The sequence below is a fragment of the Parasphingorhabdus sp. genome (assembly GCF_039939955.1).
Taxonomy (GTDB): Bacteria; Pseudomonadota; Alphaproteobacteria; order Sphingomonadales; family Sphingomonadaceae; genus Parasphingorhabdus.
Map to the genome: position 1 here is coordinate 1 of NZ_JBDVHS010000001.1, position 24,470 is coordinate 24,470.

23 protein-coding genes and 1 riboswitch are annotated in these 24,470 nt (G+C 54.5%); of the genes, 4 read left to right on the top strand and 19 right to left on the bottom strand.

The annotated features are described in order from the left end of the window. Positions 1–28: 28 nt before the first annotated feature. Together ABJG22_RS00005 and ABJG22_RS00010 are read left to right on the top strand one after the other, a co-directional pair. The gene (locus ABJG22_RS00005; RefSeq protein WP_348018182.1) at positions 29–385 is read left to right on the top strand and encodes a GFA family protein; all 357 of its coding nucleotides are present in this window, start codon (positions 29–31) and stop codon (positions 383–385) included. 111 nt (positions 386–496) lie between these two features. Next, complete coding sequence (locus ABJG22_RS00010) at positions 497–916, top strand: hypothetical protein (RefSeq protein WP_348018183.1); 420 nt, start codon at positions 497–499, stop codon at positions 914–916. Positions 917–1,025: 109 nt separating this feature from the next. Here ABJG22_RS00010 and glnA read toward each other — a convergent pair whose 3' ends face one another. The 15 genes from glnA to ABJG22_RS00085 all read right to left on the bottom strand — a co-directional run bounded on the left by glnA (position 1,026) and on the right by ABJG22_RS00085 (position 16,880). Further along, complete coding sequence (glnA, locus tag ABJG22_RS00015) at positions 1,026–2,438, bottom strand: type I glutamate--ammonia ligase (RefSeq protein ID WP_348018184.1); 1,413 nt, start codon at positions 2,436–2,438, stop codon at positions 1,026–1,028. 50 nt (positions 2,439–2,488) lie between these two features. Next, a complete protein-coding gene (locus ABJG22_RS00020) occupies positions 2,489–2,827 on the bottom strand; it encodes a P-II family nitrogen regulator (RefSeq protein ID WP_348018185.1) in 339 nt (112 codons plus the stop codon). A gap of 252 nt (positions 2,828–3,079) precedes the next feature. Beyond that, positions 3,080–5,203, bottom strand: coding sequence for a PQQ-dependent dehydrogenase, methanol/ethanol family (locus ABJG22_RS00025; protein WP_348018186.1), 2,124 nt, complete (start codon positions 5,201–5,203; stop codon positions 3,080–3,082). 178 nt (positions 5,204–5,381) lie between these two features. Continuing rightward, positions 5,382–5,915, bottom strand: a complete 534-nt coding sequence (locus ABJG22_RS00030; RefSeq protein WP_348018187.1) for a histidine phosphatase family protein — start codon at positions 5,913–5,915, stop codon at positions 5,382–5,384. Continuing rightward, positions 5,912–6,706: an adenosylcobinamide-GDP ribazoletransferase gene (locus tag ABJG22_RS00035; protein WP_348018188.1), complete on the bottom strand. Its 795-nt coding sequence runs from the start codon at positions 6,704–6,706 to the stop codon at positions 5,912–5,914. The genes ABJG22_RS00030 and ABJG22_RS00035 overlap by 4 nt, the downstream gene beginning before the upstream one ends. Beyond that, complete coding sequence (cobT, locus tag ABJG22_RS00040; protein ID WP_348018189.1) at positions 6,703–7,716, bottom strand: nicotinate-nucleotide--dimethylbenzimidazole phosphoribosyltransferase; 1,014 nt, start codon at positions 7,714–7,716, stop codon at positions 6,703–6,705. Before cobT ends, ABJG22_RS00035 begins: the two co-directional genes overlap by 4 nt. Further along, complete coding sequence (gene bluB / locus ABJG22_RS00045; protein WP_348018190.1) at positions 7,713–8,363, bottom strand: 5,6-dimethylbenzimidazole synthase; 651 nt, start codon at positions 8,361–8,363, stop codon at positions 7,713–7,715. Before bluB ends, cobT begins: the two co-directional genes overlap by 4 nt. Further along, on the bottom strand, positions 8,360–9,835 hold the full coding sequence (locus ABJG22_RS00050; RefSeq protein ID WP_348018191.1) for a cobyric acid synthase: 1,476 nt from the start codon (positions 9,833–9,835) through the stop codon (positions 8,360–8,362). The genes bluB and ABJG22_RS00050 overlap by 4 nt, the downstream gene beginning before the upstream one ends. Beyond that, the gene (cbiB, locus tag ABJG22_RS00055) at positions 9,823–10,764 is read right to left on the bottom strand and encodes an adenosylcobinamide-phosphate synthase CbiB (protein ID WP_348018192.1); all 942 of its coding nucleotides are present in this window, start codon (positions 10,762–10,764) and stop codon (positions 9,823–9,825) included. Before cbiB ends, ABJG22_RS00050 begins: the two co-directional genes overlap by 13 nt. Then, positions 10,761–11,534: an ABC transporter ATP-binding protein gene (locus ABJG22_RS00060; RefSeq protein WP_348018193.1), complete on the bottom strand. Its 774-nt coding sequence runs from the start codon at positions 11,532–11,534 to the stop codon at positions 10,761–10,763. The genes cbiB and ABJG22_RS00060 overlap by 4 nt, the downstream gene beginning before the upstream one ends. Next, a complete protein-coding gene (locus ABJG22_RS00065; protein ID WP_348018194.1) occupies positions 11,534–12,517 on the bottom strand; it encodes an iron ABC transporter permease in 984 nt (327 codons plus the stop codon). Before ABJG22_RS00065 ends, ABJG22_RS00060 begins: the two co-directional genes overlap by 1 nt. Then, complete coding sequence (locus ABJG22_RS00070) at positions 12,517–13,395, bottom strand: ABC transporter substrate-binding protein (protein ID WP_348018195.1); 879 nt, start codon at positions 13,393–13,395, stop codon at positions 12,517–12,519. The genes ABJG22_RS00065 and ABJG22_RS00070 overlap by 1 nt, the downstream gene beginning before the upstream one ends. Then, positions 13,392–14,003 carry a cob(I)yrinic acid a,c-diamide adenosyltransferase gene (gene cobO, locus ABJG22_RS00075; RefSeq protein WP_348018196.1) on the bottom strand — a complete coding sequence of 204 codons (612 nt, stop codon included), beginning with the start codon at positions 14,001–14,003 and terminating at the stop codon, positions 13,392–13,394. Before cobO ends, ABJG22_RS00070 begins: the two co-directional genes overlap by 4 nt. Further along, positions 14,000–14,983 carry a threonine-phosphate decarboxylase gene (locus tag ABJG22_RS00080; protein WP_348018197.1) on the bottom strand — a complete coding sequence of 328 codons (984 nt, stop codon included), beginning with the start codon at positions 14,981–14,983 and terminating at the stop codon, positions 14,000–14,002. Before ABJG22_RS00080 ends, cobO begins: the two co-directional genes overlap by 4 nt. Position 14,984: 1 nt before the next feature. Further along, entirely contained in the window at positions 14,985–16,880 is a 1,896-nt protein-coding gene (locus ABJG22_RS00085; RefSeq protein ID WP_348018198.1) for a TonB-dependent receptor, read from the bottom strand. Positions 16,881–17,012: 132 nt separating this feature from the next. After that, positions 17,013–17,214, bottom strand: a riboswitch (cobalamin riboswitch). 31 nt (positions 17,215–17,245) lie between these two features. Here ABJG22_RS00085 and cobU point away from each other — a divergent pair. Next, positions 17,246–17,782, top strand: coding sequence for a bifunctional adenosylcobinamide kinase/adenosylcobinamide-phosphate guanylyltransferase (cobU, locus tag ABJG22_RS00090; RefSeq protein ID WP_348018199.1), 537 nt, complete (start codon positions 17,246–17,248; stop codon positions 17,780–17,782). Between the two features lie 875 nt (positions 17,783–18,657). Here the strand turns inward: cobU and ABJG22_RS00095 are convergent. After that, entirely contained in the window at positions 18,658–18,876 is a 219-nt protein-coding gene (locus ABJG22_RS00095) for a hypothetical protein (RefSeq protein ID WP_348018200.1), read from the bottom strand. A 690-nt stretch (positions 18,877–19,566) separates the two neighbouring features. Here ABJG22_RS00095 and ABJG22_RS00100 point away from each other — a divergent pair. After that, positions 19,567–20,439 (top strand): OmpA family protein, encoded by an 873-nt coding sequence (locus ABJG22_RS00100; protein WP_348018222.1) that lies wholly within the window; start codon positions 19,567–19,569, stop codon positions 20,437–20,439. Between the two features lie 18 nt (positions 20,440–20,457). Here the strand turns inward: ABJG22_RS00100 and ABJG22_RS00105 are convergent, their stop codons facing one another. From ABJG22_RS00105 to ABJG22_RS00115, 3 genes are all read right to left on the bottom strand, one after another. Further along, positions 20,458–21,756: a hypothetical protein gene (locus tag ABJG22_RS00105; RefSeq protein WP_348018201.1), complete on the bottom strand. Its 1,299-nt coding sequence runs from the start codon at positions 21,754–21,756 to the stop codon at positions 20,458–20,460. Positions 21,757–21,766: 10 nt separating this feature from the next. After that, a complete protein-coding gene (locus tag ABJG22_RS00110) occupies positions 21,767–22,516 on the bottom strand; it encodes a VOC family protein (protein WP_348018202.1) in 750 nt (249 codons plus the stop codon). 360 nt (positions 22,517–22,876) lie between these two features. Then, a complete protein-coding gene (locus tag ABJG22_RS00115) occupies positions 22,877–24,220 on the bottom strand; it encodes a hypothetical protein (RefSeq protein WP_348018203.1) in 1,344 nt (447 codons plus the stop codon). Positions 24,221–24,470 lie beyond the last annotated feature (250 nt).

Consider the following 24,470-nt stretch of genomic DNA (forward strand, 5'->3'; position numbering starts at 1 on the left):
CCCGAATGGGTGGAGGAGATGTTGCGCGATGTCTGACGGATTAAAATTACAGGGCGGCTGTCATTGCGGCGCGGTGCAGATCACGGTTGCGACACCGCCCGCCGAAGTGCTGCGCTGCAATTGTTCGCTATGCCGCAAAACAGGCTGGCGCGGCGGCTATTGGCATCCCGATCAGGTGACGATCACGGCCGATCCGGACGCGCAAAATGCCTATGTTCAGGGTCATGAATCGATCACCCTGTGGAATTGCAAGACCTGCGGATCGCAAACCCACTGGACCCCGCTAACCGCGCCGCCGGACCGCATGGGGGTGAATATGCGGATGTTCGACGTTGCTGACTGGCAGCACCTGCCGGTGCGCGATGTGGACGGGGCTAGCGGTTGAAAATGCAGAGACCAGCGCCCCGCGGCGCCGGTTGAGGTAGCGGTTTAGACAGCCTGCGCTCACCGCAATATTCGAGCTTGTTCGACAAAAAGGAAATGTTAAACATAGCCGATGCGAAAATTCCCTACTGATTTCCTCATTCCCACAAATGCTCGGCTTTCGGGTCCGGCAGAGGCAGCCAGTATGGAAATCAAGTTGGAAAGGTTCTCGCTAGACCATTTGGATGAACCAATAGAGACATCCATTCGTCTCGACGGCATTCAGTTGCCAAACTTGGTTCCGCTCGAACTTTCTGGTGAAGCTTTTGATTTTCCGATTAATCCGACTCAAGGATATATAGACGGATCGATCTACATTGGGCATGCCCATCATCCCGTTGACGTCACTTCAGTCAGCTTTGGGCGCTGTGATGGCAACCAAATCGAAGTAGAGGTCGTCATGAAGTTCATTTTCGACTTTGAAGGACTCGATGACTTTTCAGCCACCGACTGGGTATGCCGCACAAATTCGGTTATCGCCTCAAGTCACTAATGTCGCGTTGAACAATTTGTCTCCAAAATGGGTAGCATCCTCGTCGTCCAGAAAAAAGCCCGGAGCAATCGCTTGCCCCGGGCTTTTTGTTTCAGTCTGATCGGAAAGATCAGCTGCTGTAATACATGTCGAATTCGACCGGGCTCGGTGTGGTTTCGAAGCGGCTGACTTCTTCCCATTTGAGTTCGGCATAAGCATCGATCTGGTCTTTGGTGAACACGTCGCCTTTGAGCAGGAATTCATGATCGGCTTCCAAAGCTTCCAGGGCTTCACGAAGCGAACCGCAAACCGTTGGCACTTCGGCCAGCTCTGCCGGTGGCAGATCATAAAGGTTCTTGTCCATGGCTTCGCCCGGGTGGATCTTGTTCTCGATGCCGTCGAGGCCAGCCATCAACAATGCAGCCGATGACAGATATGGGTTGGCAAGTGGATCAGGGAAGCGGAATTCTACGCGCTTTGCTTTGTCGCCTGCACCATATGGAATACGGCAAGAAGCAGAACGGTTGCGGCTCGAATAGGCGAGCAGCACAGGTGCTTCAAAACCGGGAACCAGACGCTTGTAGCTGTTGGTTGTCGGGTTGGAGAAAGCGTTGACCGCTTTGGCATGTTTGATCACGCCGCCGATATAATAGAGGCACATGTCCGAAAGGCCGGCATATTCATTGCCCGCAAAGAGCGGCTTGCCGTCTTTCCAGATCGACATATGGGTGTGCATACCGCTGCCGTTATCATCCTTGATCGGCTTCGGCATGAAGGTTGCGGTCTTGCCATAGGCATGGGCAACCTGTTGCACGACATATTTATAGACCTGCACCCGGTCAGCGGTTTCGGTCAGCGTACCAAAGGTAATGCCCAGTTCGTGTTGAGCCGAGGCCACTTCGTGATGGTGCTTGTCCATCGGCAGGCCCATTTCCATCATGGTCGCAACCATTTCACCGCGAATGTCTACGCAGCTGTCAACTGGCGCAACCGGGAAATAGCCGCCTTTGGCGCGCGGACGATGGCCCATATTGCCCATGTCATAGTCACGGCCGGTGTTGGTCGGCAGTTCGATGTCGTCGATCTTGAAGCCCGAACGGTCATAGCCGTCTTCGAATTTCACATCGTCAAACATGAAAAATTCAGGTTCCGGTCCAACATAGATGGTGTCACCAATGCCGGTCGACTTCAGATAGGCTTCGGCGCGGACCGAGGTCGAGCGTGGATCGCGGTTATACAAGCTTCCGTCACCGGGTTCGACAATGTTGCAAACCAGGATCATCATCGGGGTCGCAGAAAACGGGTCCATATAGACCGCGTCGAGATCGGGACGCAGGATCATGTCGGACTCGTTAATCGCTTTCCAGCCTTCGATGGAAGAGCCGTCAAACATGAAGCCTTCTTCCAGAACATCTTCGTCGATAACTTCTGCGCACATCGAAAGATGCTGCCATTTGCCCCGTGGATCGGTGAAGCGCACGTCGACCCATTCGACTTCGTGCTCCTTGATCATCTTAATTACATCGGATGCTGAATTGCCCATTTTTTAGTCCCTTGGTTCTGGTTGGTTTAATTGGGTGGTGATTGAAGAGATTAGATGGCGTCGTTGTCGCGCTCACCGGTACGAATACGGATGGCTGCTTCGACCGGAATGACGAAAATCTTGCCGTCGCCGATGCGACCGGTTTGGGCTGCCGCAGAAATGGCTTCGACCGTGCGGTCGGCAAGGCTGTCTTCTACGACCACTTCCAATTTTACCTTGGGCAGGAAGTCCACAACATATTCCGCGCCGCGATATAGCTCGGTATGGCCTTTCTGACGGCCAAAGCCCTTGGCTTCGGTCACGGTGATACCAGACACGCCGACTTCGTGTAGCGCCTCTTTGACTTCGTCCAGTTTGAAGGGCTTGATGATGGCTTCAATTTTCTTCATTTTTTAATCCCCGTGTACCTTTTCCTAAGCCCCTTTCTCGCACAGCAAGACAACGGCTTCAGCCGGACACAATTGCCCGAAGATATTCAATTACCATGCCAGAATCGATTCCCGAACAGAATCGCTGATATGCGTTGGGCTATTGCTAAGGCGTATTCGAACGACTGACAATGCCGCCTAAAATATAGGCATTTATCGAAGCAAATGACTATATTTTAGGCAGTTGTTGTGGCGTCGAAGCGTGTGCGTTGGTTAGCGCGGGGTCGGCGCGGTCAGCTCTGGCAGATTTTCTTTCGTCCAGATCGACCGGTTCACGACATAGTGGCGGATGTTTTCCACCTGATCGCTGCTCAGCTGGGAACCAAAGCCGACCATGCCATGCTGTTTCAGCGCGCCGCCGGTGACGATTGACCCCCATGCTGCGGTGTCGGGCAGCACGCCGCTGACCCGCAGGTCCGGTGTGAAGCCATTGCCGACCGCGCTGTCGCCGTGACAGACTAGGCAGTTGCGCCCGTAGAGACCCTTGCCCGCGGCAATCTGTTCCGGGGTTCCATTTTGCACAGGTGGATCCCAGATCACTTCGGTTTTCTCAGGCAGGGCTGGCAATTGCGTGTCTCCGCCCAATTTCATCACCACGAGCCGTGGAATATTGGGGAGCTGGCGTGTGACGCCGCCCGCGACACCCGCGACCAGCGGAAAGGCACCGCCTTTGCTGGTCAGGAAGGCGACATATTGCTCGCCGTCGATCAAATAGGTGGAGGGCGCGCTCACAATGCCGGACTGCATCGGCAGGCTCAGCAATTCGGTGCCCTTGTCGGCGGAATAAGCCTTGAGAAAGCCGGTGCTGGTTCCCTGGAATACCAGATTGCCTGCGGTGGTCATCGTGCCGCCATTCCATGCGGCTGGATAGTCCGCGCTCCATTCGACCTTGCCGGTCTTTGGATTGAACGCGACCAGCTTGCCGGTGGTTGCGGCAATGGCCGCGCGATAGACGTCCTTGTCATCGGGAAGCTGGCCGATGGCCCAGCTGATTCCGACGTTAAAGCCAAGGCGCTCGCGCTTCTTGTCGATCTCGGAAACCGGTACATCAAAACCCTGCGGAACCTGCTGCGCGGGAATATAGACGAGGCCGGTCTTCGGATTGTAGCTCATCGGATGCCAGTTATGCGCGCCCAAAGCGCCTGGAATGCCGACAAAGGGCTTTCCGGTTTTATAGAAACGCGCATTGGGATTTTCGATCGGGCGACCGGTGGTCAGGTCATAGCCTTCGGCCCAGTTGATTCCGTCGACAAAAGGTTCGGCGCTGATCAAAGTGCCGTCGAGCCGGTCGATGACAAAGAAAAACCCGTTTTTCGGCGCATGATAGAGCACTTTGCGCATCTGGCCGTCGATTTCCAGTTCGGCCTGAATGATATGCTGGGTCGCGGTATAGTCCCAGGTCTCGGCCGGTGTTTCCTGATAATGCCAGAGATATTTGCCGGTATCGGGATTGACCGCGACGACCGAGGACAGGAACAGATTATCGCCTTCGCCGCCGGACCGCAGGCCGTGGTTCCACGGGTTGCCATTGCCGACACCAAAGTAAAGCTGGTCGAGCTCTTCGTCATAGACGATGCTGTCCCAGACGGTTCCGCCGCCGCCGGAGACTTTCCACTCGCCGTCGCCCCAGGTCTTGGCCGCGGCTTTTGCAAAAATCTCGTCGCTGGCCGCGCCGTCCGCTTTTCCTTCCGGATTGGGGACGGTGTAGAAACGCCATTTCATATTGCCGTCGCTGACATCATATGCGGAAAGATAGCCGCGCACGCCAAATTCGGCGCCGCCGTTACCGATGATCACCATATTTTTGACCACGCGGGGCGCGCCGGTGATGGTATAAGGTTTGCTGTTGTCGGTGGTCTGGGTTTCCCAAAGCCGCGCGCCGGTATTCGCGTCCAGCGCGATCAACCGGCCATCAATGGTCCCGAAGAATAGCTTGCCGCGCGAAATGGCGACGCCGCGGTTGACGACATCACAGCAGGCATCGACGGCTTTCTCGCCCGGCACTGCCGGATCATAGGACCAGAGTTCCTCTCCGGTTTTCGCATCATAAGCAAAGACTTTTGACCATGCGGTGGAGATATAGAGCTTGCCATCGACAACAATCGGGGTCGCTTCCTGTCCACGCGCATCGGGCAGGTCTTTAAACCATGCGATGCCCAGCTCGCCGACATTGTCTTCGTTAATCTGATCCAGCGGGCTGTGGCGCTGCTCCTTGGCGTCAAAACCGATATTGCTCCAATCCGTCGCGACGGCCGCATCGGTTGCCGCCGGTTCGCTGGTCTGGCTTTGGCAAGCCACCAACATTAGAGGAGCCAATAACATTCCCAGCCTACGCATCACCCGTCTCCTAATATCGCCGAACGGTTTGCCGCCCGTGCAATTTAATTGACTAGCTAAACCGGAGGCCGTTGGTCAAGGATTATAGGTGAGGCTGGGCAAGGCCAACGTCCGCTTAGGTCCAAAACAGACAGCCCGTGGTATCTGCCGAGAACAGAATGCTGTAAATTGGGGTCACCTAAATTCTTGTAATGGAACCCGGCTCAGCGATGTGATTTGGAAGAAGATGAAATCCGTCTTGGCATTTGTCGGCCATGATGGCGGCAATAGGTCCACCATGGGCGATGACCGCGATATTCTGGTCTGCTGGCAGGTCATGCCAAGCCCCTAAAGATCGGGCTACCATTTCAGCCGTTGTTTCACCACCGCCGGGCCGGAAGGTTTCCGGAGCGCTCAACATTCCGTCCATGGCGTTTCCGGTATCGCGGTATATATTGTTCCAACTACATCCTTCCCAACTACCGAAATTCCGCTCTCGCCAGCGGTAATCTGCCTGCGCTTCAATTGACAAAGTATCGGCAGCACGTTCGGCAATGGTTCGGGTCCGGCGCATGTCGGAATGGACAATGATGTCGGGGGAGAATGCAACGAGCTTCGATACAATATCCGCCGCCAAACAAGCGCCCTCGCGGCTCAAACCCATATCGCTAATGCCATAGCAGCGCTTCTGCCAATGGAGCGCCACAGGGGGATGGCGGACCAGCCAGATCATATGCCTGCGACCGCCAGTGAAGCGAGCAAAAGGATGAGTTGGCCTGCATAGGCAGCGAAGCCGAGGCAGTCACCAGTGGTTCCGCGCAATCTTCGCAGCAGCAGCTTCCGGAACCACAGCAGGAACAGGCTGGAAAAGCCCAATGTCAGAAGTGCGCCAATCGGTTGGAAATAGACAAAAAATCCAAGAGCCGGGGTAGCGCTGACGAGTGCCAGAAACAGATCAGAAAATCCGGTTCGCCCGCCGACATCCTTGGCCAGACCATCAACTTGCGTCGCCGCCGGTGCGACAAGAGCCATGACCGCAACAGCCAGTAACCGGCCAAAACAAGCCGAGGCAACCAGCGCGACTAGTACCAAATCCTGCGGCAAAGCAATGAGCAAGGCCGCCCGCAGACCAACAGCAAGCATCAGGCCCAAGGCCCCATAGCTGCCGATCCGACTGTCCTTCATGATCCGTTGGGTCGATTCGACATCATGGCCACCGCCAAAAGCATCACAGAAATCTGCCACGGCATCCTCGTGAAAAGCGCCAGTCAGCCGTGCTTCAACGACGAGAGCGACGATAACCGCAATAGCGCGGGGCCATATATGTGCGCTCCCGACCAGCACCGCCGCAGTGGCGAGGCCGACCAAGGCTCCCACCAGCGGAAACCAAATCACCGAACGGGATAGACCATATCGGGCTTGCTCGGCGGTCAATCCACGCAATCCGGGTACCGGCAATCGGGTCAGAAACTGCACGGCCAACAGTGGTGGCATCCACCAATTGAGAGCGGGGCGTTCAGTCATGGCATGATATCCGAAAGCTTCGCGACATCATTCAGCAGGGCTGCGGCGCTATCAAGCAATGGCAAAGCAGTCAGCGCGCCGGTTCCTTCGCCCAGCCGCATATTCCATTCCAGCAGAGGTTTTAGACCAAGATGGTTGAGTGCCGTGCGATGTCCCGGTTCCGCTGATAAATGGGCGGCAATCATAGATTTTGTTGTCCCCGGCACCAACCGCTCGGCAATCAAGGCTGCGGCTGTGGTGACATAGCCGTCGAGCAACAAGGTTGAACCCTGTTTGGCGGCCTGGGCATAAAAGCCCGCCATTGCCGCGATCTCGAAACCGGCCACTTCTGCGATGGCGGAAACGGGATCATCGGCTAATATTATACGGGCCCGCTCTACGGCTTGAGCGACGATGGCGCGTTTGTTTGATAAGGATTCATCATCCGCACCGGCGCCGCGTCCCGTTGCTATCTCGACGTTAGCATCTGCAAGCAACATCGTCAGGCAGGCGGCAGGCGTTGTATTGCCAATGCCCATTTCGCCGGCGATCAAAAGCACAAAACCTTCTTCGTGCCCGTACTTAGCCTCTGTTTCCCCAACCGCCCAAGCGGTTTGAAACTGGGCCCGGGTCATCGCCGGTCCGGTCGCCAGATTGCCTGTCCCCGCTGCTATGCGAGCGTCTTGGAAGGCCGGAGTTCGGCTCCCTGCGTGTGGAGGCTGGATCGTTCCGACGTCGACCAAACGCAAATCTGCTCCCTGTGCGCTGGCCAAGGCAGTGCTGGTCGCTTTCTCGACCAGAATCGTTTCCATCATGGCAGTCGTCACCGTTGAAGGCCATGCAGATACGCCGCTTTCAACTACCCCATGATCGCCCGCAAATAAGACGATCCGCCGCGGCTTCGTTCGTGGCGCTAGATTTTGTTGCGCCACCGCCAGCTGAACCGCCAACTCTTCGAGATGGCCCATACTCGCTTGCGGTTTAGCAAGAGCATCGAGATATTCAGCTACATGCTTCCGGGTAACAGTCATCTTACAAACCGCGTCTTTCTTTGGTCTATTCTATCTTGCCAGCCCAGTTTCACCAATTCTGGTTCATCACTCTCCTGCGCAGGATAGCCCATGCACAGATAGACAATGAATCGCCAATCAGAAGGAATGTCCAGTATCGCGCCAATCTTATCCGGTTCCAAAATTGAAACCCAGCCCAAACCAATATGGCGCGCCCGGGCCGCAAGCCACAGATTTTGAATTGCCATGACCACGGAATAGGTCAGTGTTTCCGGCATAGTCTGACGGCCTAGCCCACGCCCTTCCGCCGCGTTTTCATCACAGAAAACTGCCAGGTGAACGGGAGCTTCCCGTAATCCGTGGAGCTTTAGTCTCTGATATTCCGATCGAAGCTGTTCATCATCATAAACATCCGCGGCTTTTCGATTTTCCGTATCGACATGCTGGGCGATTGAAGCGCGAATGGCTTCGCTTTGTACCGAAACAAAACGCCATGGCTGCGCATTGCCAACCGAAGGCGCCAAACAAGCATGGTCGAGTAAATCATCGACGATGTTCGGATCCATCGGGTGGCTATCAAACCGTCGTATATCGCGACGCCATGCCAAAAGCGTGGTGAGGCTTTCACGAAAATCACCATCGAATAGGGGCGCGTCCAAAGAGGTCATGCCGCGTCTCCAGCAATCGCCAGAAGTCGCTCGACATCGATATATTCCTCTAACGCCTTTGCCAATGCATCCAAGGCTTGATCAATAATGGCAGCCTGTTCTTCGCCATTGGAAACAGTCCCGAATTTTTCCAACCATGATTGGCGCTGAGATGCGCTATTGAACAGTCCGTGGACGTAGCAGCCGGATATTCGGCCATTGGCGCTGATTGCGCCGTCGAGGCGTCCATCCTGGAACCGCAGCATCGGACTTGCGCCGTCTTGATTTTCTGCATCAATATGGGTTTGCCCCACATGGATTTCATAGCCGTCAAAAGCCTGATCATCGGCAATGGATGTGCCGGAACTCTGCGTTAGCGTCTTGGACGTCGTGAGGGTTGTTTTTACGGGAAGCAGTCCTAGTCCGGGGACGGTTTCCGCCGCGCCTTCAATCGCGTCAGGGTCTGCAATGCTATCTCCCAACATTTGATAGCCGCCACAAATGCCCAAAACATGGCCACCCCGGCGGACATGGGCAGCAATATCAATATCCCAGCCTTGGGCGCGCAGAAACTGGATATCCGCGATGGTCGCTTTGGTCCCGGGAATGATGATCAGCGATGCGCTGGCCGGTATCGTTTCTCCCGGCGGCACCATGTGCAGACGCACCTGTGGTTCTAGGCGCAAAGGATCAAAGTCATCGAAATTGGCAATCCGCGACAACATCGGCACCGCAATTTCGATAACACCCGCGCTTGCTGTTTCGGATTGCTGCAACACAACCGCATCTTCGGCAGGCAATTTATGGACCATCGGCAGCCACGGAATGACGCCCAGTCCTTCCCAACCCGTGCGCTTGGCTATTGCGGCATAGCCATCATCAAACAGGCTGATGTCGCCACGGAATTTGTTGATCAGAAAACCTTGGATCAGTGCGGCATCTTTGCTTTCGATCACCGCTTTCGTGCCTACTAGTGACGCAATCACGCCGCCGCGATCGATATCGCCGATCAGGACAACCGGCACGTTGGCGGCTCTGGCAAAGCCCATATTGGCGATATCGCCCTCGCGCAGATTGATTTCTGCCGGACTGCCGGCGCCCTCCACCAGCACGATATCGGCCTCCGCAGAAAGCCGGTGATAGGAATCCAGAACGGCTTGGAGCAATTTCTCTTTGCGATCCCGGAAATAGCCGGCGTCCAGTGTCTCTTGCACTTTGCCGTGGACAATTACTTGTGCGCTCTTGTCGGATTGCGGTTTGAGCAGCACCGGATTCATATCAACATGCAGCGGCACCCGGCAGGCGATGGCTTGCAGGGCCTGAGCCCGGCCAATTTCACCGCCGCCCGGGGTCACCGCTGCATTGTTCGACATATTCTGCGGTTTGAACGGGCGCACCCGCAGGCCGCGATTGGTCAACAATCGACACAGACCCGCGACCAGCACCGACTTGCCGACATCGGAACCGGTGCCTTGCAGCATCACAGCACCCATATCAGTCCTCCGATAACCAACCACAACAAAAGGCAGGCGCGCAGATAGATTGCCAAAGCCCTCGTCAAATCGGATGGACGGGGCCGCTCTCCCTCACCCAATGTGGCGCGAGCAATCCATTCACCATCATAGGTCGCCCCGCCGCCCATCTGCACATGGAGCGCGCCGGCCATTGCCGCTTCCGACCAACCGGCATTGGGGGAGAGATGCTTGCGCGCGTCGCGTAACATAATCCGCCAACCGCCCATGCCCGCAATACAGATTAGCAGACCGGCAATCCGGGCCGGAACGAAATTCATCACGTCATCACAGCGCGCGGCTGCCCAACCAAAATGCCGATAGCGATCATCAAGATGTCCGATCTGGCTATCCCCGGTGCTGATGGCTTTAAATACGAACAGTCCCGGCAAGCCGGCGACCAGAAACCAGAAGGCTGGCGCGACGATGCCGTCACAAAAACTCTCGGCTAGGCTTTCCGTGGCGGCGGATGCGATCCCGCGATCATTCAGATCATCTGTGTCGCGCCCCACAATCATCGACAAATATTCTCGCGTTTCAACAATGTCGCCCTGTTTCAACGACAGGACAATCTTTCGAACGTGCAGATAAAGGCTGCGCTGGGCCAGACCGGTGGTTCCAAGCAAGATGATGACGGCCCAGCCGAGCCATCCGGTCAAAGCCGCTTCCAAAGCTGCGCCAATGATGACGGTCAGCGCGACAAGCAAGGTCACCGTCCCGACACCGGCCCATTTTTGCGCGGCTTCACTACCGGCGTTCCATGTCCGATCCAGTTTCGATATCAGGCGCCCCGCCCACACCACGGGGTGGGGGACGCGGCGATGGAGTGCCTCGGGATAGCCCAGCAAAGCCTCAACCACCAAAATGGCCAACAGTTGCTCGGGGCGATCCCCGAGTAGCGAAAATGTCATGGCAGACGCCGCACCGGGACGACCAGGGGTTCACCCGTGTCGCTCTTGCCGATCTGCACCTCGACCCCGTAAGCTTGTCCCATGATGTCTGCGGTCATAACGGCATCCCGCGGACCGGCCGCCAATATATCGCCATCCTTCATAATCATGATGTCATCCGCGAAACGCGCCGCCTGGGTCAGGTCATGGAGCACAACAATCACGCCATTTCCGGCTTTGGCGTAGTTTTTAAGCCGTTCGAGAACATCAAATTGGTGCGCCGGATCAAGGCTGGCCAGCGGTTCGTCCGCGAGCAGCCATTTTGGTTCGCCGGCTAACACTCTGGCCAGCAAGACCCGTCCCTGCTCGCCACCGGAAAGACGCATGGCTTTGCGTTCTGCCAACTCGGTACAATCCGTGGCCGCCATTGCTTTGGTGACGGCTTCATGATCAGCAGCGCCCATTCCCCATCGCCCCGAATGGGGCAAGCGGCCCAGTCCGACGACGGTTTTCACGTCGACATTCCAATGAATATCTGGTCGTTGCGGGAGCAAACCGATAAGCTGTCCGCGCTCTCGCCCCTCGAGCGACAGGATCTGTCGATCATCCAGCTTGACTATGCCGCTTTGCGGTTCTCGCAGACCGGCCAAGCAGGACAACAGGCTGCTTTTGCCCGCGCCATTTGCCCCTAATATGACGGTCACCCGGCCGAGTTGAAACTGGCCGCTGATATTCTTCAAAATGTCACGGCCGCGCAATGTCAGGCCGAGCTTTTCAAAAGATAGAAACATCAGGCAAGCTCCCGGTGCATTTTATAGAGCAGGATCATGAAAAACGGCGCGCCGAGCAAGGACATGGCGATACCAAGTCGCAATTCGCTGACCGTCGGCAATATCCGAACGGCACTGTCCGCAGTCACGATCAAAAGCGCACCCGCCAGAGCCGAAGGCAGCAGAACTGCCGATGGCCTATGTCCGGCAAAGGGCCGCACGAGATGCGGAACGATCAGACCGACAAAGCCGATAATACCTGCTGCGGCAACCGATGCGCCGACCGTCAAACCGACACCCAGAACCGCGAGCCATTGTAAGCGTACAACATTGACGCCCATTGATCGCGCGGCATCTTCCCCCAAGGTCAGTGCATCGAGAGAGCGGCCCGTCGCGATCAGAAACAGCATGCCCACGGCAATGATCGGGACAGCCAGTTTGACATCATCCCAGCTGCGATCGGTCAGCGCGCCCATCAGCCAAGTGACGATCTCTGTGGTCGCAAAGGGGGTGGGGGCAAGGCTGATCATCAGCGACGTCAGCGAAGCCGCGAGGCTGGAAAGAATGACGCCCGCCAGTGTGAACAGGATCAAACTGCCTGAACGGCCCGCCAACAAAGCTAGCAATCCCATGCCGATGGCCGCACCCGCCAGCGCAAAGGTCGGCAGTAGCCAGGCCGTCATTGCATAGCCAAAATAGAGCGAACTAACCGCACCCAGCGCCGCGCTACTCGACACGCCAAAGACGCCCGGATCGGCCAACGGATTGCGCAAATAGCCTTGCATGGTAGCCCCTGCCATCCCCAGTGCGGCACCAATGGCCGCGCCCAAGATGATCCGCGGCAATCGCAGTTCCATGATGATGAGGCCGCTGAGATCATCTTCTAGCCAGGCCAGTGGTGAAACCCAGACTTTGCCAGCCGCAAGCGACAATATCATCATCACGATAAGAGCGGCCATCAATAAGAGATTGAGCCGGACAGCATTGCGATTGGGGCCTATCATTATCGTGTCTCCAATTGGCGGCGGGCGGCGGACAGCGTTCCAACCGCTTCGATCAATGTCGGACCGGCACAATGCAAGAGCCGCGCCGGATAGTCGGCGACGGTGATCCGATGGGACAGGCTTTTGAGCACGGGATGCGACAACAAGCGGTCACTATATCGGCTGCCCTTAACTTCTGCGTTGTTCGAGAATAGCAAGCGTGGCGGTCGCGCAACGAGATGCTCTAGCGGTAAGATATCCCATTGTTTCAAGCCGTAGCTTTTGCTGACATTCTCAAAACCGGTTCGCCGGAGCAATTCACCCGGCAAGGTTCCGGCACCCGGTACCAGCCCCCCGCTTCGCCAGATCAGTGCCGGGATCAGTTTGTCGTCCGCTGGCTTGGCTTTGGCAAAGGCCGCAGTGATGGATTTGTTGAGGCGGATGCCACGCCGGGGTGCGCCGACAATCTCAGACAATTCTGTTATTTGCTGCTGGCTTTCGGCGACGCTTTGCGGAATCGACAATTTGATCAGCGGGATACCCAACCGGTCCAATGCTCTCTCTGTGGGAATGGCGATATGAGAGCCTGCAACCACCAGATCCGGTCGCATCGCCAAAATCTCTTCCGCCGTTCCGGACGTTGCGGGAAATTGTCGTGCCAAGGACAGGCCAATAGAGGTCGCGCGTTCGTCGTGTGAATAGTGGCTGATTGATTTGATTTGATGTTTGTCCGCAAGCTGCATCAACAGCGCATCGGCGCAAGGATTGATCGATATGACGCGCTTTGGATAAGTAGGAACATCTGCCGTCGCGCTGCGCGTGATCACCTCTGCATCGACCAAGGTGGCGGGCCATAAAAGCATCGCGGACGCGGCCAGAATGGTAGAAATCGGTTTCAATATTCAACACCCTTTTGAGCCTTGAAACCGGCCTTGAAAGGATGTTTCACTTCTTCAAACTCGGTCACCAAATCCGCAATTTCAATCAACTCAGGCTTCGCATTTCGTCCGGTGATGCAGATATGCTTCTCCATCGGCCGCTGCGCCAAGAAATCTGTGATGTCTTTGATGTCGAGCGTGTCGTCGCGCAGCACGATATTGAGCTCGTCAAGAATCACGAAATCATAGTCTGGATCCATGATCAACGCCTTGGAACGCTCCCACGCCGCCTTTGCTGCGGCGATATCCTGCGCACGGTCCTGCGTGTCCCAGGTGAAACCGTCTCCCATCACTTCGAGGGCCAGCAGATCGGGATTGGCTTCGAAGAAATTCTTTTCACCGGTCTCCCAACTGCCTTTGACATATTGCACGATCGCAACTTTCATGCCCCACCCCAGTGAACGGATAGCCATGCCGAAGGCCGAGGATGATTTTCCTTTGCCCTTGCCAGTGTGCACCAGCAATAAACCACGCTCAATCGTCCGGCGGGCCTGTATCTTCGCGCGTGCAGCCTGCACCCGCTTCATCCGGGCATTATGTTTGCTATACGGTTCTTCGCTATTGGTCACCGGTTCTCTCTCCAATTGTTGAGGGCGATAGATAGCCGATCCCACGCCGTTTCATCTTTGGGTAGTCCAAAGCGCAATTGCTGAGAATTCGCTTCAAACGGTCGGACCAATATGCCCGATTTCCCCAGATACTCAAACAGGTCCCGTGCGTTATCATGGGCCGCGAGCCGGAACAGGGACGTACCACCGACAACGTCAAGATCGTTATCTCGTAGCAGCTGATCCAATCGGGTGGCCCATGTTTGCAGCCGCTGTCGATGGTCCTGTTGCCACTGCTGGTCCCGATAGGCCGCAAGACCAACCGCTATCGTCATACCCGAAATCGGCCAGTCGCCAAGCAAAGCGCGCAAGCGCCGTACCACCGATATATCGGCAATGACGAAGCCGAGCCGGAGACCCGCCAGTCCAAAAAACTTGCCAAATGATCGCAGCACAATCGCGTCTCCGCGATCGGGGAGAAGGCTTGTCGCAGGATCACTATCGGCAAAGGCCTCATCGACAATCAATTGCGCCTGCACCTGCCGCAAGCGCTCCGTCGCTATGACCCGGCCATCAGGATTATTGGGATTGGCAAGGATCAGCAGATCATGATCATCGGCTTGAGCGAGCGAAATTTCAGCAGCATCTGGCCATGCGGCCCTATGTCCGGAATAGATGGGCGTTAACATTGCACTGCATTGGCTAGAGAAGAGCGTACCCAACAGCCGGATTGCAATATCACTGCCGGGCACGGCCACAATTTCGGCCGGATTGTTCACCCCAAAAGCATGGGCAGCGGCTGCTTCTAGCTCCCCCAATTGCTCGGGTTCCGGGAGGCGGCACCATAAGGATGGATCGACATCGGCAATGGGATAAGCCAGCGGGCTAATCCCGGTCGACAAATCAACCCAAGGGGTTGGCGCATCATGAAAATGCGCAGCCGCAGCCGCCAATCGTCCGCCGTGAAAGCGGAACGGATCGGCGGCTGGACCGAGGTTCATATCAGTAGCTCAACCGAACGCCCGCAAAGGCAGAACGTCCCGGTGTCCCATAGCGGTAGATCGTTTCATATTGCTCGTCGAACAGGTTTTCGACGCGGCCATATAGCTCGATATTGTCGGTGATGGGCATGGCAGCGCGCAGATCAACCAGCACATATCCCTCGACTTCACGCGTGTTGGACACATTGTCGAACTGCGATCCCACATGGGTGATTGTCGCGCCGGTTTTGAGGCCGAAAGACCAGTCATAGTCGACCGAGGCATTGATGCTATGTTTCGGGCGACGATTCAGGATCAGACCCGTGTCACGGTCTTTTGCATCGACCAACCCATAGTTGAGCGACCATGTTAAAGCTTCGACCGGGCGAATGGTCAGAGCAAATTCAACACCCTGCGCGCGTGCGCGCGTGACATTATCATAGGTGCCGAACGGGCGGTTTTCGCATATACCGGTCTGCACGGGGCAGCTGATGAAATTGATCAGGTTGCGACTGTTGCGCCGGAAAAGCGTGACACTGACCTCAACTTTTTCATCGATCAATTTTTGCGTCACGCCCGCATCCCAACTCGTGGAGGTTTCAGGAGCGAGGGAGACATTCCCATATTGGCTGAACAACTGGAATAAGGAAGGCACTTTAAACCCTTCCCCATAGCTAGCACGGAACGTCGTATTGCCCTGATTGGGGCTGTACACCATGTCGCCAGCAAAAGTGGTTTTGCTGCCAAACGTGCTGTGATCATCGTGACGGAGACCTGCCGTCGCGGTGAAGCCTTCGATTGGCGTGACGCTAAGTTGACCGTAGAAACCGTCAATATTTGCATCAAAATTCTCGGCCGATGTCCCCGAACCGTCGCGATACCGGGATGTCTCTGTCTCCGCGCCGATCGTTGCCTGGAACATATCCGATATGTCGAATATACCTTGATATTCAAACCGTTCATTCCGGCCCAGCGCATCAAAAGTCTGCACATCGAGATTGAAATTATCACGCTTTGTCCGTGTATATGCAAAACCGAAACGGTTGCGGAAGCGCCCATCGAACAAAGCGATGTTCACGCCTGAATATCCGACAAACTCTTCGGTATTGGCGACCTCGGGCGTATCGCCGAAGGCAAATGTCGGTGGTGCGAAACCATCAATATCGGTCCGGCCATCCGAATAATAGCCGCGCAGGTCGACAGAAATATCATCGCTCAAGCTAATCTCGAATTTCCCGTTGGCACCAAAGTTGCGATAGCCATCGGCCTCGGTTCCGCCGCGCTCTTCGTTGAATGCCGAGAAACCATCGCTGCGATAATAGCCGGCACCGACACTAGCGGCGACCGGGCCAAATCGTCCGGAGACATTTCCGACCACTTGACCGGTATCCCGATAACCATATTCCGCACGGACATTGACGTTGAGGTCTTCGGTTGGCGCACGGGTGATGGTGTTGATCACGCCGCCAACGGCCTGACTACCCCAGATCACCGATTGTGATCCGCGCAGCACTTCGATCCGCGCAATATTGCCGGTCATCAGATTGCCAAAGTTAAAGCCGCCGCCCGGTGAGGATGGATCATCGAGTTTGACACCGTCAATCAGCGCAACGGTCTGGCTGGAATCAGCGCCGCGAATGAACACCGATGTCGACGTTCCAATACCGCCATTGCGGGTGATGGTGACGCCGGGTATATTGCGGAGCAGGTCGGCGACCGCGACGCTCTGCGTCTGTTCGATACGATCTTCGTCAATGATCGCGATCGATTGGCCTGTTTTGGAAAGAGGCTGCTCCGAACGGGAAGCGGTAACGACAATGATGTCCTCGCCATCCTCGGTCGTTGCCGCTGTCTCAGCAAGAACAGGCTGAGCGATCACCAAAGCGGTGCTGGACAATAAGATATTAGAAAAACGCATAAATATTCCTTTTTGACAATCATTCAAAAAGGCCACGCATATTTACGCCCGTGGGAATTCCACATGCGCAGCCCGAAGTTAATCGTCGCCACGCGAGGAGATCCTCGATCATATGGCACACCCCGTCCGCATGATAGGTCGACAGCTACGGGCAGGTCTCCTGGCTCTTGGATCATCGCTTGGCCTGTCCCCTTCCCAGACATGACGTCCAGTGGGATTTGACAGACTCGCTCACCAATCACAGTTGCGGGGGCAGCTTCGGATTGGAAAATTGCTTTTCCTTCCGAATTCCCTTTTGATCCCGTCTCCGGGAACCTGTAGCGGGGGTCGCTCTAGTCATCCCCCATTTTCGGAGCAAGGAAAATATGTCTGCCGATATAGTCAAAAATGAGCATATCACCTTGATATTGGGCGGAACCCGGTCCGGGAAGAGCAGTTTTGCGCAGGATTTGGCCGAGAAAAATGGCGATAAGCTCGTCTATGTTGCCACCGCACAGGCCTTTGATGAAGAAATGGAAGATCGCATCCATCGTCATCAGAATGACCGCGGATCCGGCTGGCAAACGGTGGAAGAAACGCGCGATCTAGCGTCCGTTATTACCGCTTATTCATCGCCCGAGACAATGCTGTTGATAGATTGCCTGACGATATGGCTTAGCAATCTGATGCTTGCCGAAGCGGATCTGGAAACGGCGCAGGATCAGCTTGTCAAAGCGCTATCCGAAGCCCCGGGTCCCATCATCATGGTGTCCAACGAAGTGGGTGCCGGTATCGTTCCAGAAACCCCCTTGGGACGCCGTTTCCGCGATGAAAGCGGGTGGATGAACCAGCGCGTCGCCGCCGCGGCCCATGATGTCGCCCTAATCACCGCAGGTCTCCCCCTATGGCTCAAACAATCCTAGGTTGAACAAATATTGTTTGTTTTGACATGGAACGACGTTCTTTCTGAACGCTTCGAGACACCATAATTTATGAAAAAGAGGTGCCCTAACTAGTCCGTCGAGAACGGGTCTCAGGTTTAATTTTCTCTGTTAACCGGCTAATGTGTAGGGAAAGTTCTGCAATCATCCATAAATCCAAGCTGCAACGATGACTAAAACGCCTAAATTCTATAAGTAATGTACTCCATATGGATGCCTCGACCTCAAAAAAACAACAGGGAATTGCACGAGCATTGTCACTCTAATCCCTCTGTGATTCAACACAGTGATTGAAGCTTGAAAGCTTCAATGGAAACAGGCATATTATTATGAGAGACAATACAGTTGTGAAATCTCATGTTGTTGCCACGTTAGAGTATATTCCGTTCGTGACGTTTTGCAAAAATCTAGGCAGTTTCGATGATGAAAAACTTATTATTGGTATCTAATAAAGTTGGTTTTACGATCACTTTTCTTGGGATATCTACATTTTTATTTTTCTTGGAATTTACCTATAACTTCACCGGTGCTTTAAATTTTCAACTAGCACCAGATGATCGTGTTATAATACAAGGTATTTGTATATTTGTTGTTCTTACGTGCTTATTGATTAAAGACACAATTGAAAAAGAGAACGGATAAAATAAATTGAAGCGCTGTTCGCCTTCCTTGTTGAACAGGCGAAGAAGCTGGTGCCATCTCACAAGCCAAGCATCGCTTAACTTTTTTCTCCACGAGACTCTTTTTCAGATTACAGTCAGATGAGTCCATTCGTGGATAAATATTCATCGATCCTCCTGCTGTATCGGTTGGCATCCATAGCGCCGTCGCACTAAGCAGGAGAGTGGCTACATCAATTAAGCTACGTCACCGCCACCCAAAGCGCTACCATCTACAAAAGCATAGCCATTCTCCATGGCAAACTCTCTCAAACCGGACTTAAATTCAACAGCTTGGCTGGGCGACAGATTAAATTGATAAGATTGTTCCGCCATATGGCGACCATCCCCGCATGACACGACTGCCCATGCTCCAACAACAACAAAAAGTCGTTCGCAGATTTGTCGTTTGCTCATACGCCATCACCCATGAAAGTGCATCGAATCTTTTCTGCGATACCGCCTCTCCCAAAGAAGGTGGCAAACGCTACGCGATTGAATAGTTCGTTTCCAACAGTTCCCGTCCCAATGATCGCAATATTTGAACCGCCATCTACAGATGTGATTCTCATAAAAACCGACTCCGGAGGGAAAGCGTGGCGACCTCTAATAGTTTCATTTGAGACTGTCCTATTGGAATAATCAATAGTCTGCCGTATCCAGTTACCTCCGACAAGTTCAACGTTGCGCTCCGTCTGCGCCGGAAACCGCATTCCTGCGCCTAGGGCGGCGCAGCAAGGTGCCGGAGGCGTTATATTCCGCGATCAGGTTCTGGCCATCATAGCCCATGCGGATGGTCGTGCTGCCGGTGGTTTTCGCAAGACGGCCATAGGGATCATAGCTCAGGGTCGTACCCGACGGTCCGGAGATAAGGTGGTTCTCTATTTCATAGGTATAGCTGTTGGTGCCATCCGAGGTGAGATTGCCGCGATTGTCATAAGTCAGCGACAGAACGCCCCCTATGGCTCAAACAACGCTAGGCCGCTTTTACGGCCAAAGGACAAACGACCGTTGTAACCGCAATTATAATTGCGTAACCGCAAGTTCAGGGGGATGAAATATCCAGGGCGCGCAAAGCCAGAGGCTATTGACTGAAGGAGTAGAATGATGACCAGCATTTCCAAGATGACGAAAGCAAGCCTTTTGCTTGCCACGGTTGCAATATGGGCACCGAGCAGCGTCATGGCGCAGACCGTGGCCGATCGACAGGATATTGTCGTAGAGGGTCAGCAGCTTATCGATCTAGCGACCGCGCCAAAAGGTCCGGAGATCAAAGGCATTATTTCCGCTCGTAGCGGCGACCGGCTGCAAGTCACGGCGGCAGACGGTACACAGACCATCATCACCTTTATCGAAGCGACCGAGATCAGATCCAGCAAGGGCCCTTTCGGTCTGAGCCGCAAAAGACTGGGCGGTGACGCATTGCTCAATGGCTTGCCGGTCACCGTCAAAACCGTGCAGATGGGCGGCGGGCTATTCGCGAGCCAGATTAAATTGCGCAGCAGCGACCTCAAAACCGCGCAGATGATCCACAATGGCACCAGCCAGAGCTTTGCCGAACAAACGGCGGCAACCGACGCCTTGCGCAGCCGCGTGGGCGATATTGACCAATATAATGTCAAAGGCACGACCAATGTCTATTTCGACACCGGCAAGGCGGAGATATCCTGGCAGGGCAAAGCCGATCTGTGCGCGACCACCGATGCCGCCGAAGCCATGAACAACGCCCTGATCCTTGTCGTCGGCTATACCGATTCCACCGGGGATTATGAATATAACCAGCAGCTCAGCGAGAAACGCGCCGGCCGCGTGGTCAATTTCATTCAGCAGACATGCGGCTGGAAACCCTATCGGATGCTAACCCCGACCGGCATGTCCGAGGCGGATCCGATGGCCAGCAACGATACCGAAAGCGGCAAGGCGCAAAACCGCCGCGTTGCGGTGAATATCCTGGTCAGCAAAGGCCTCGACGGCTTTTGATTGCATCGCCCAAGACTGCTATTCAACAAAGGCCGGTACGATGACCTCGGCAACCTGCGTCATGATCTTGTCATCCCGGTCATGGCCGGTGATGACAATATTCAGGTCCAGCGCATCCACCGCAATGACATATTGGCCGCCGCCGCCCCAGGCCCAAGTGGTGTCATAGCTTGTATCGCCGACAATGATCGGCCTTTGATACCAGAAATAGCCGTAACGATAGGTTTCGGGCATCCAGTCTAACGTCGGCTTCACCAGCCCGCTGGTGGCCTTGTCCAGATAGTCTGCCGAAATCAGCTGCTCGCCATTCCACTGTCCCTCATTGAGGACGACGCTGCCCCATTTGAGCATGTCGCGCGAGGTCTGGCTGACCATCCAGCCCGCTTGCGGCAGGCCGCTGACATGCGTGTCCCAGCTATAATTGCTGATCCCCATCCTATCGAGAAATTCTGTTTTGATAAAAGCCTCGGCGCCGCCTGGCACAAGCGCGTCAATGACCGTCATCACCATCATTGGATTGAAGTTGCCATAGCGATAGACCTGTGATTCCGGGGTAATCGGTTCCGTCTGCTCGAGCAGGGTCTGCACCAGTCCCTGACCTTGCAACGGCGCGGGGTCTTTCTCCAATTCTTTCCATTTCTCATCATCGACGTTCAGCCCCCCGTGCATCGTCAGGGCCTTGTGCAGCGTGATATTCTCAGCGCCCGCCGCAAATTTTGACGGATCCAGATCTTTCAGAAAATGGACCAGGGGCTTGTCCAGATCGTCCATGGTCAGATAGCCCAACTGGATCGCGCGGCCCAATAGCAGACCGGTATAACCCTTGACGGACGACGCCTGCGGATGCGCCAGATTGATGCGACCGCGCCGGTTGTAGCTTTCGAACACAAGCTTGCCCTTATGCGCGATCAGCAGGCTATCGTACCGGCCATGTTTGTCGTCGGCGATTTCTTTGGCCAGCGTGACAATCTTGCCGACATCGCCGCCATCGACCCCCAAGGTGCCGACGGGAATAGCGTCCCCCCTGTCCGCGGGTGTGGTGTCGATAAAAATCTGTTCGAGAAGCGGGACATCCCGGAATGTGCCTTCGGCCTCGGCCGCAGTGGCTTCCGGCGCGCGCGCACCCTTGTCTGCATTGCTTTCCGCATGGGCAGCATGGAGACTGCCAACGCCGCTCAACAGAGCAATGGCAAGCAGCCGCGTCGATTTCATAGTGATCATCATATCTTCCCCCTCGTTGCAGCGCATCTGTCGGGCAAGGGAGGCAAGGAACAAGGATGGTTCGATCAAATTTACCGGCGGTTCGATGAACGACATGGGGGCATGGTCACAGCCGTTCCAACCAATTGTGCAATCGGGCGCTGGTTCGGCCCCGCATCAACCAACGCACATATAGATTGGCCATCCGGATCATCGCGGAGGGGCCGCGCAGTTCCAGTCCGGCACCCGAAAATTCCACTTCTCCTTTGGGGGTGCCCAATTTTATCGCAATTTGGTGCGGGCCTTCTTTCACATGCTGCTCAATGCCGAGCGATTTGAAAAGCCGGTTCAGACGCGATGCTTCGGGATGGGTGAGGGTCAGGCCCAAAAAACTGGGCCCCGCATCGTCATGCAGCCCTTCGTAGCGGCTCCGCCATTGGATGACATTGGGGCACACGCTTAAAAAGCCCGGTCCGATCATCGCGCGCGTATAATCAACGGGGACGCCATCGGTCGTGTGCGCCGCCGACTCCACCTGTTGAATGCGGGCTCCTGCCTCTTTGGCGGCGGCGGTGAAAGCGGTAAAATCATGGGTCGCGATATACCAGAATAGCGGCGTGGGCTGCTCCAGTTTTTTGACAATTTCAATGAAGGGATTGAAGCCTTTATAGATTGGGTTGGGGCCGAGTATCTCAAGAAACCGGCCCGCGCCGAGAGGCAAAGTCCCGCTCCAATAAAATTGGCCCGGCACAGGGTCCTGCAATATCGGCTTATAACCAAGGCGCCGCGCAACCGCATTCACGCCGCTTTCGGTATCAGGAACACCGATACCAATATGATCAAGCGGCGCTCCCCCTCGGTAAACCAATAGCGACATTAGAAATATCCCCGTTAATGTTAATGGCTATCATTAGCATATATTGGCTTTTATTCCAGTGAAAGCGTGATTTCTAAACGATTACTGTGATGAGGGGGTGTGTTGACTGTCATCGTAAGTCCTGCTCGACAACCCTCTGCTTGGTCGCAGCGCGGAGGAAAACGCCCCCGGCTTGCGGCGCATTCGTCAGCAGGCGCATATTGTGTTTTACAGGGTGGAACGGGATCGGCTGTTTATTGTGCGGGCGTTGCCGCACGGGATGGGTTTTGAGCGGGTTTTAATGACTGGAAGTGATGATTGGTTTCGGTAAGTCATAACTAGTGCGTTTGATAAACTGTCACCGTAATCCCGTAATCTAGGCTATTGCTGTCTTTCTTCGTTCAATTGAATAGTGAATTTCCATTCATAACCATCTTTGATTACGCCGCCTCTGAAAGGGGTCTTCTTTAGACTGATTTGTCGTCCACTAAGAAGCTCTGAAAACTCCATCAGTTTTTCTATATGGCCATCCACGTCTGACAATTCTGCTTCTGGCATGGCCCGAAACAATAGCACAGCGCACATATCGCAAAATAGCTGTTCAGCTTCTTGCGCCTCACCCAGGGCATTGACATTGAGCGTGAGTGTCAACTTTGTTGCGGCAATCTCATTTCCATCAACATAATAGGCGACATTGTTTTTCCAAGGACTATCGCCGATCTCGAACATGTTGGAACTGACGCCCCAATCATCGCCGATATAATGGCAATAATTACCCATCTTGAGTGGAGTTTCTTTCAGAAAATCCATCGCTGCATAGGGTGAAAAACCATTCTCGGCCGAAACTTCTGGTGGGTTTTTCTCCCTTGCGCTCATGGTTTTAATGTCCGTTATGATCTGCCGCACCTCTCTCTTGGTCGAAGGCTTGTGCTTGATCATTTCTCGTCTCCAACGTTGAAGATGATCAATATTGAACCGAAAATACTTTAGAGCTAGCCATTTGCTCTGGCGGCGAAGTTTCGCGTCCTCAATCCAAATGCCGAGAATGGAGTAAGCCGACTCATACACCATGTATCTGCTAAGCAGATAGAGAAAGGGTATGAACAATATTGAGAGAAAGACCGGAACAAAGAAATCTCGCAAGACTTCTGCAAACTCCAATGTTGGCCAGAGCTGGACGGTTTGCAAAAGGCTTGCGATGAAATAAATTCCGCCAATAACAGGCAAGATACAGCCCAAGAGTTTTTCAATTGATGCAAATTCAGGCTTGCCTGCAGAATATTGATCCATGATTGCGAGGACAGTGATGATGGGGACCGCGATCAGTTCGAGGAGTAGGTGATAGCTGTGCATTTCGATGATGAAAGTAAGCAGAGCGGTTAAGGCAAAAAGTTGACGGACTTCTTTCGAAAAATATGAACTGTCTTCAGCGATCTTATTTGCGCCAAGCAATGTGACGAAGGCGGTGGTTAGTGTCCAGGCAATGACGGCTTTAAGATTATCAAACGTCCAGATCGAAAATAGGCTGAGCAGCCATATGCAGCCAATGATGTAGATGGTTGCAATCAGGAAAACCGAAGATACTTTCCGGTGAAAAAAGACCCGTAGCACCGCAGCGAATGCTGAGCGAATATCGGGTTTGGCCATGACGAAGATCAGAAAGATAGCGATCCAGATGAGAGCTGCATATTCGCGATTACTGAATTGTTCGAAAAATGCCGCCATGCGAACAAGATAGGAGCTTGTCGACCAAATGAAAACCGATATTGGCATCTTGCTGCGCGAAGCAAGGACGGCTCCCTCAAATTACGGCAACAGCTTCAGCAGGCACCAAAATTTTTTCGGAACTTGCGCGCAAAGTCAGGCCGCAGATCCGAGCGTAGAAATCTGAATGGTGGGGACCAGTACGTTTATGAACTTTGAGTTTAGTGCAATTAGTAAACTGTCACCGTAGTCGGTAACTGATGCCGCCGAC

What these genes read in the sequence shown, in the direction of transcription:
- glnA (WP_348018184.1), bottom strand. Translation starts at nt 2,438, where the DNA reads ATGGGCAATTCAGCATCCGATGTAATTAAGATGATCAAGGAGCACGAA.
- ABJG22_RS00005 (WP_348018182.1), top strand. Translation starts at nt 29, where the DNA reads ATGTCTGACGGATTAAAATTACAGGGCGGCTGTCATTGCGGCGCGGTG.
- cobU (WP_348018199.1), top strand. Translation starts at nt 17,246, where the DNA reads ATGTCTGCCGATATAGTCAAAAATGAGCATATCACCTTGATATTGGGC.
- ABJG22_RS00100 (WP_348018222.1), top strand. Translation starts at nt 19,567, where the DNA reads ATGACCAGCATTTCCAAGATGACGAAAGCAAGCCTTTTGCTTGCCACG.
- ABJG22_RS00030 (WP_348018187.1), bottom strand. Translation starts at nt 5,915, where the DNA reads ATGATCTGGCTGGTCCGCCATCCCCCTGTGGCGCTCCATTGGCAGAAG.
- cobT (WP_348018189.1), bottom strand. Translation starts at nt 7,716, where the DNA reads ATGACTGTTACCCGGAAGCATGTAGCTGAATATCTCGATGCTCTTGCT.
- ABJG22_RS00035 (WP_348018188.1), bottom strand. Translation starts at nt 6,706, where the DNA reads ATGACTGAACGCCCCGCTCTCAATTGGTGGATGCCACCACTGTTGGCC.
- ABJG22_RS00050 (WP_348018191.1), bottom strand. Translation starts at nt 9,835, where the DNA reads ATGGGTGCTGTGATGCTGCAAGGCACCGGTTCCGATGTCGGCAAGTCG.
- ABJG22_RS00080 (WP_348018197.1), bottom strand. Translation starts at nt 14,983, where the DNA reads ATGAACCTCGGTCCAGCCGCCGATCCGTTCCGCTTTCACGGCGGACGA.
- ABJG22_RS00085 (WP_348018198.1), bottom strand. Translation starts at nt 16,880, where the DNA reads ATGCGTTTTTCTAATATCTTATTGTCCAGCACCGCTTTGGTGATCGCT.
- ABJG22_RS00110 (WP_348018202.1), bottom strand. Translation starts at nt 22,516, where the DNA reads ATGTCGCTATTGGTTTACCGAGGGGGAGCGCCGCTTGATCATATTGGT.
- ABJG22_RS00025 (WP_348018186.1), bottom strand. Translation starts at nt 5,203, where the DNA reads ATGCGTAGGCTGGGAATGTTATTGGCTCCTCTAATGTTGGTGGCTTGC.
- ABJG22_RS00060 (WP_348018193.1), bottom strand. Translation starts at nt 11,534, where the DNA reads ATGTTTCTATCTTTTGAAAAGCTCGGCCTGACATTGCGCGGCCGTGAC.
- ABJG22_RS00115 (WP_348018203.1), bottom strand. Translation starts at nt 24,220, where the DNA reads ATGGCGGCATTTTTCGAACAATTCAGTAATCGCGAATATGCAGCTCTC.
- ABJG22_RS00095 (WP_348018200.1), bottom strand. Translation starts at nt 18,876, where the DNA reads ATGAGCAAACGACAAATCTGCGAACGACTTTTTGTTGTTGTTGGAGCA.
- ABJG22_RS00020 (WP_348018185.1), bottom strand. Translation starts at nt 2,827, where the DNA reads ATGAAGAAAATTGAAGCCATCATCAAGCCCTTCAAACTGGACGAAGTC.
- ABJG22_RS00065 (WP_348018194.1), bottom strand. Translation starts at nt 12,517, where the DNA reads ATGATAGGCCCCAATCGCAATGCTGTCCGGCTCAATCTCTTATTGATG.
- ABJG22_RS00105 (WP_348018201.1), bottom strand. Translation starts at nt 21,756, where the DNA reads ATGTCGTTCATCGAACCGCCGGTAAATTTGATCGAACCATCCTTGTTC.
- cbiB (WP_348018192.1), bottom strand. Translation starts at nt 10,764, where the DNA reads ATGACATTTTCGCTACTCGGGGATCGCCCCGAGCAACTGTTGGCCATT.
- ABJG22_RS00010 (WP_348018183.1), top strand. Translation starts at nt 497, where the DNA reads ATGCGAAAATTCCCTACTGATTTCCTCATTCCCACAAATGCTCGGCTT.
- bluB (WP_348018190.1), bottom strand. Translation starts at nt 8,363, where the DNA reads ATGACCTCTTTGGACGCGCCCCTATTCGATGGTGATTTTCGTGAAAGC.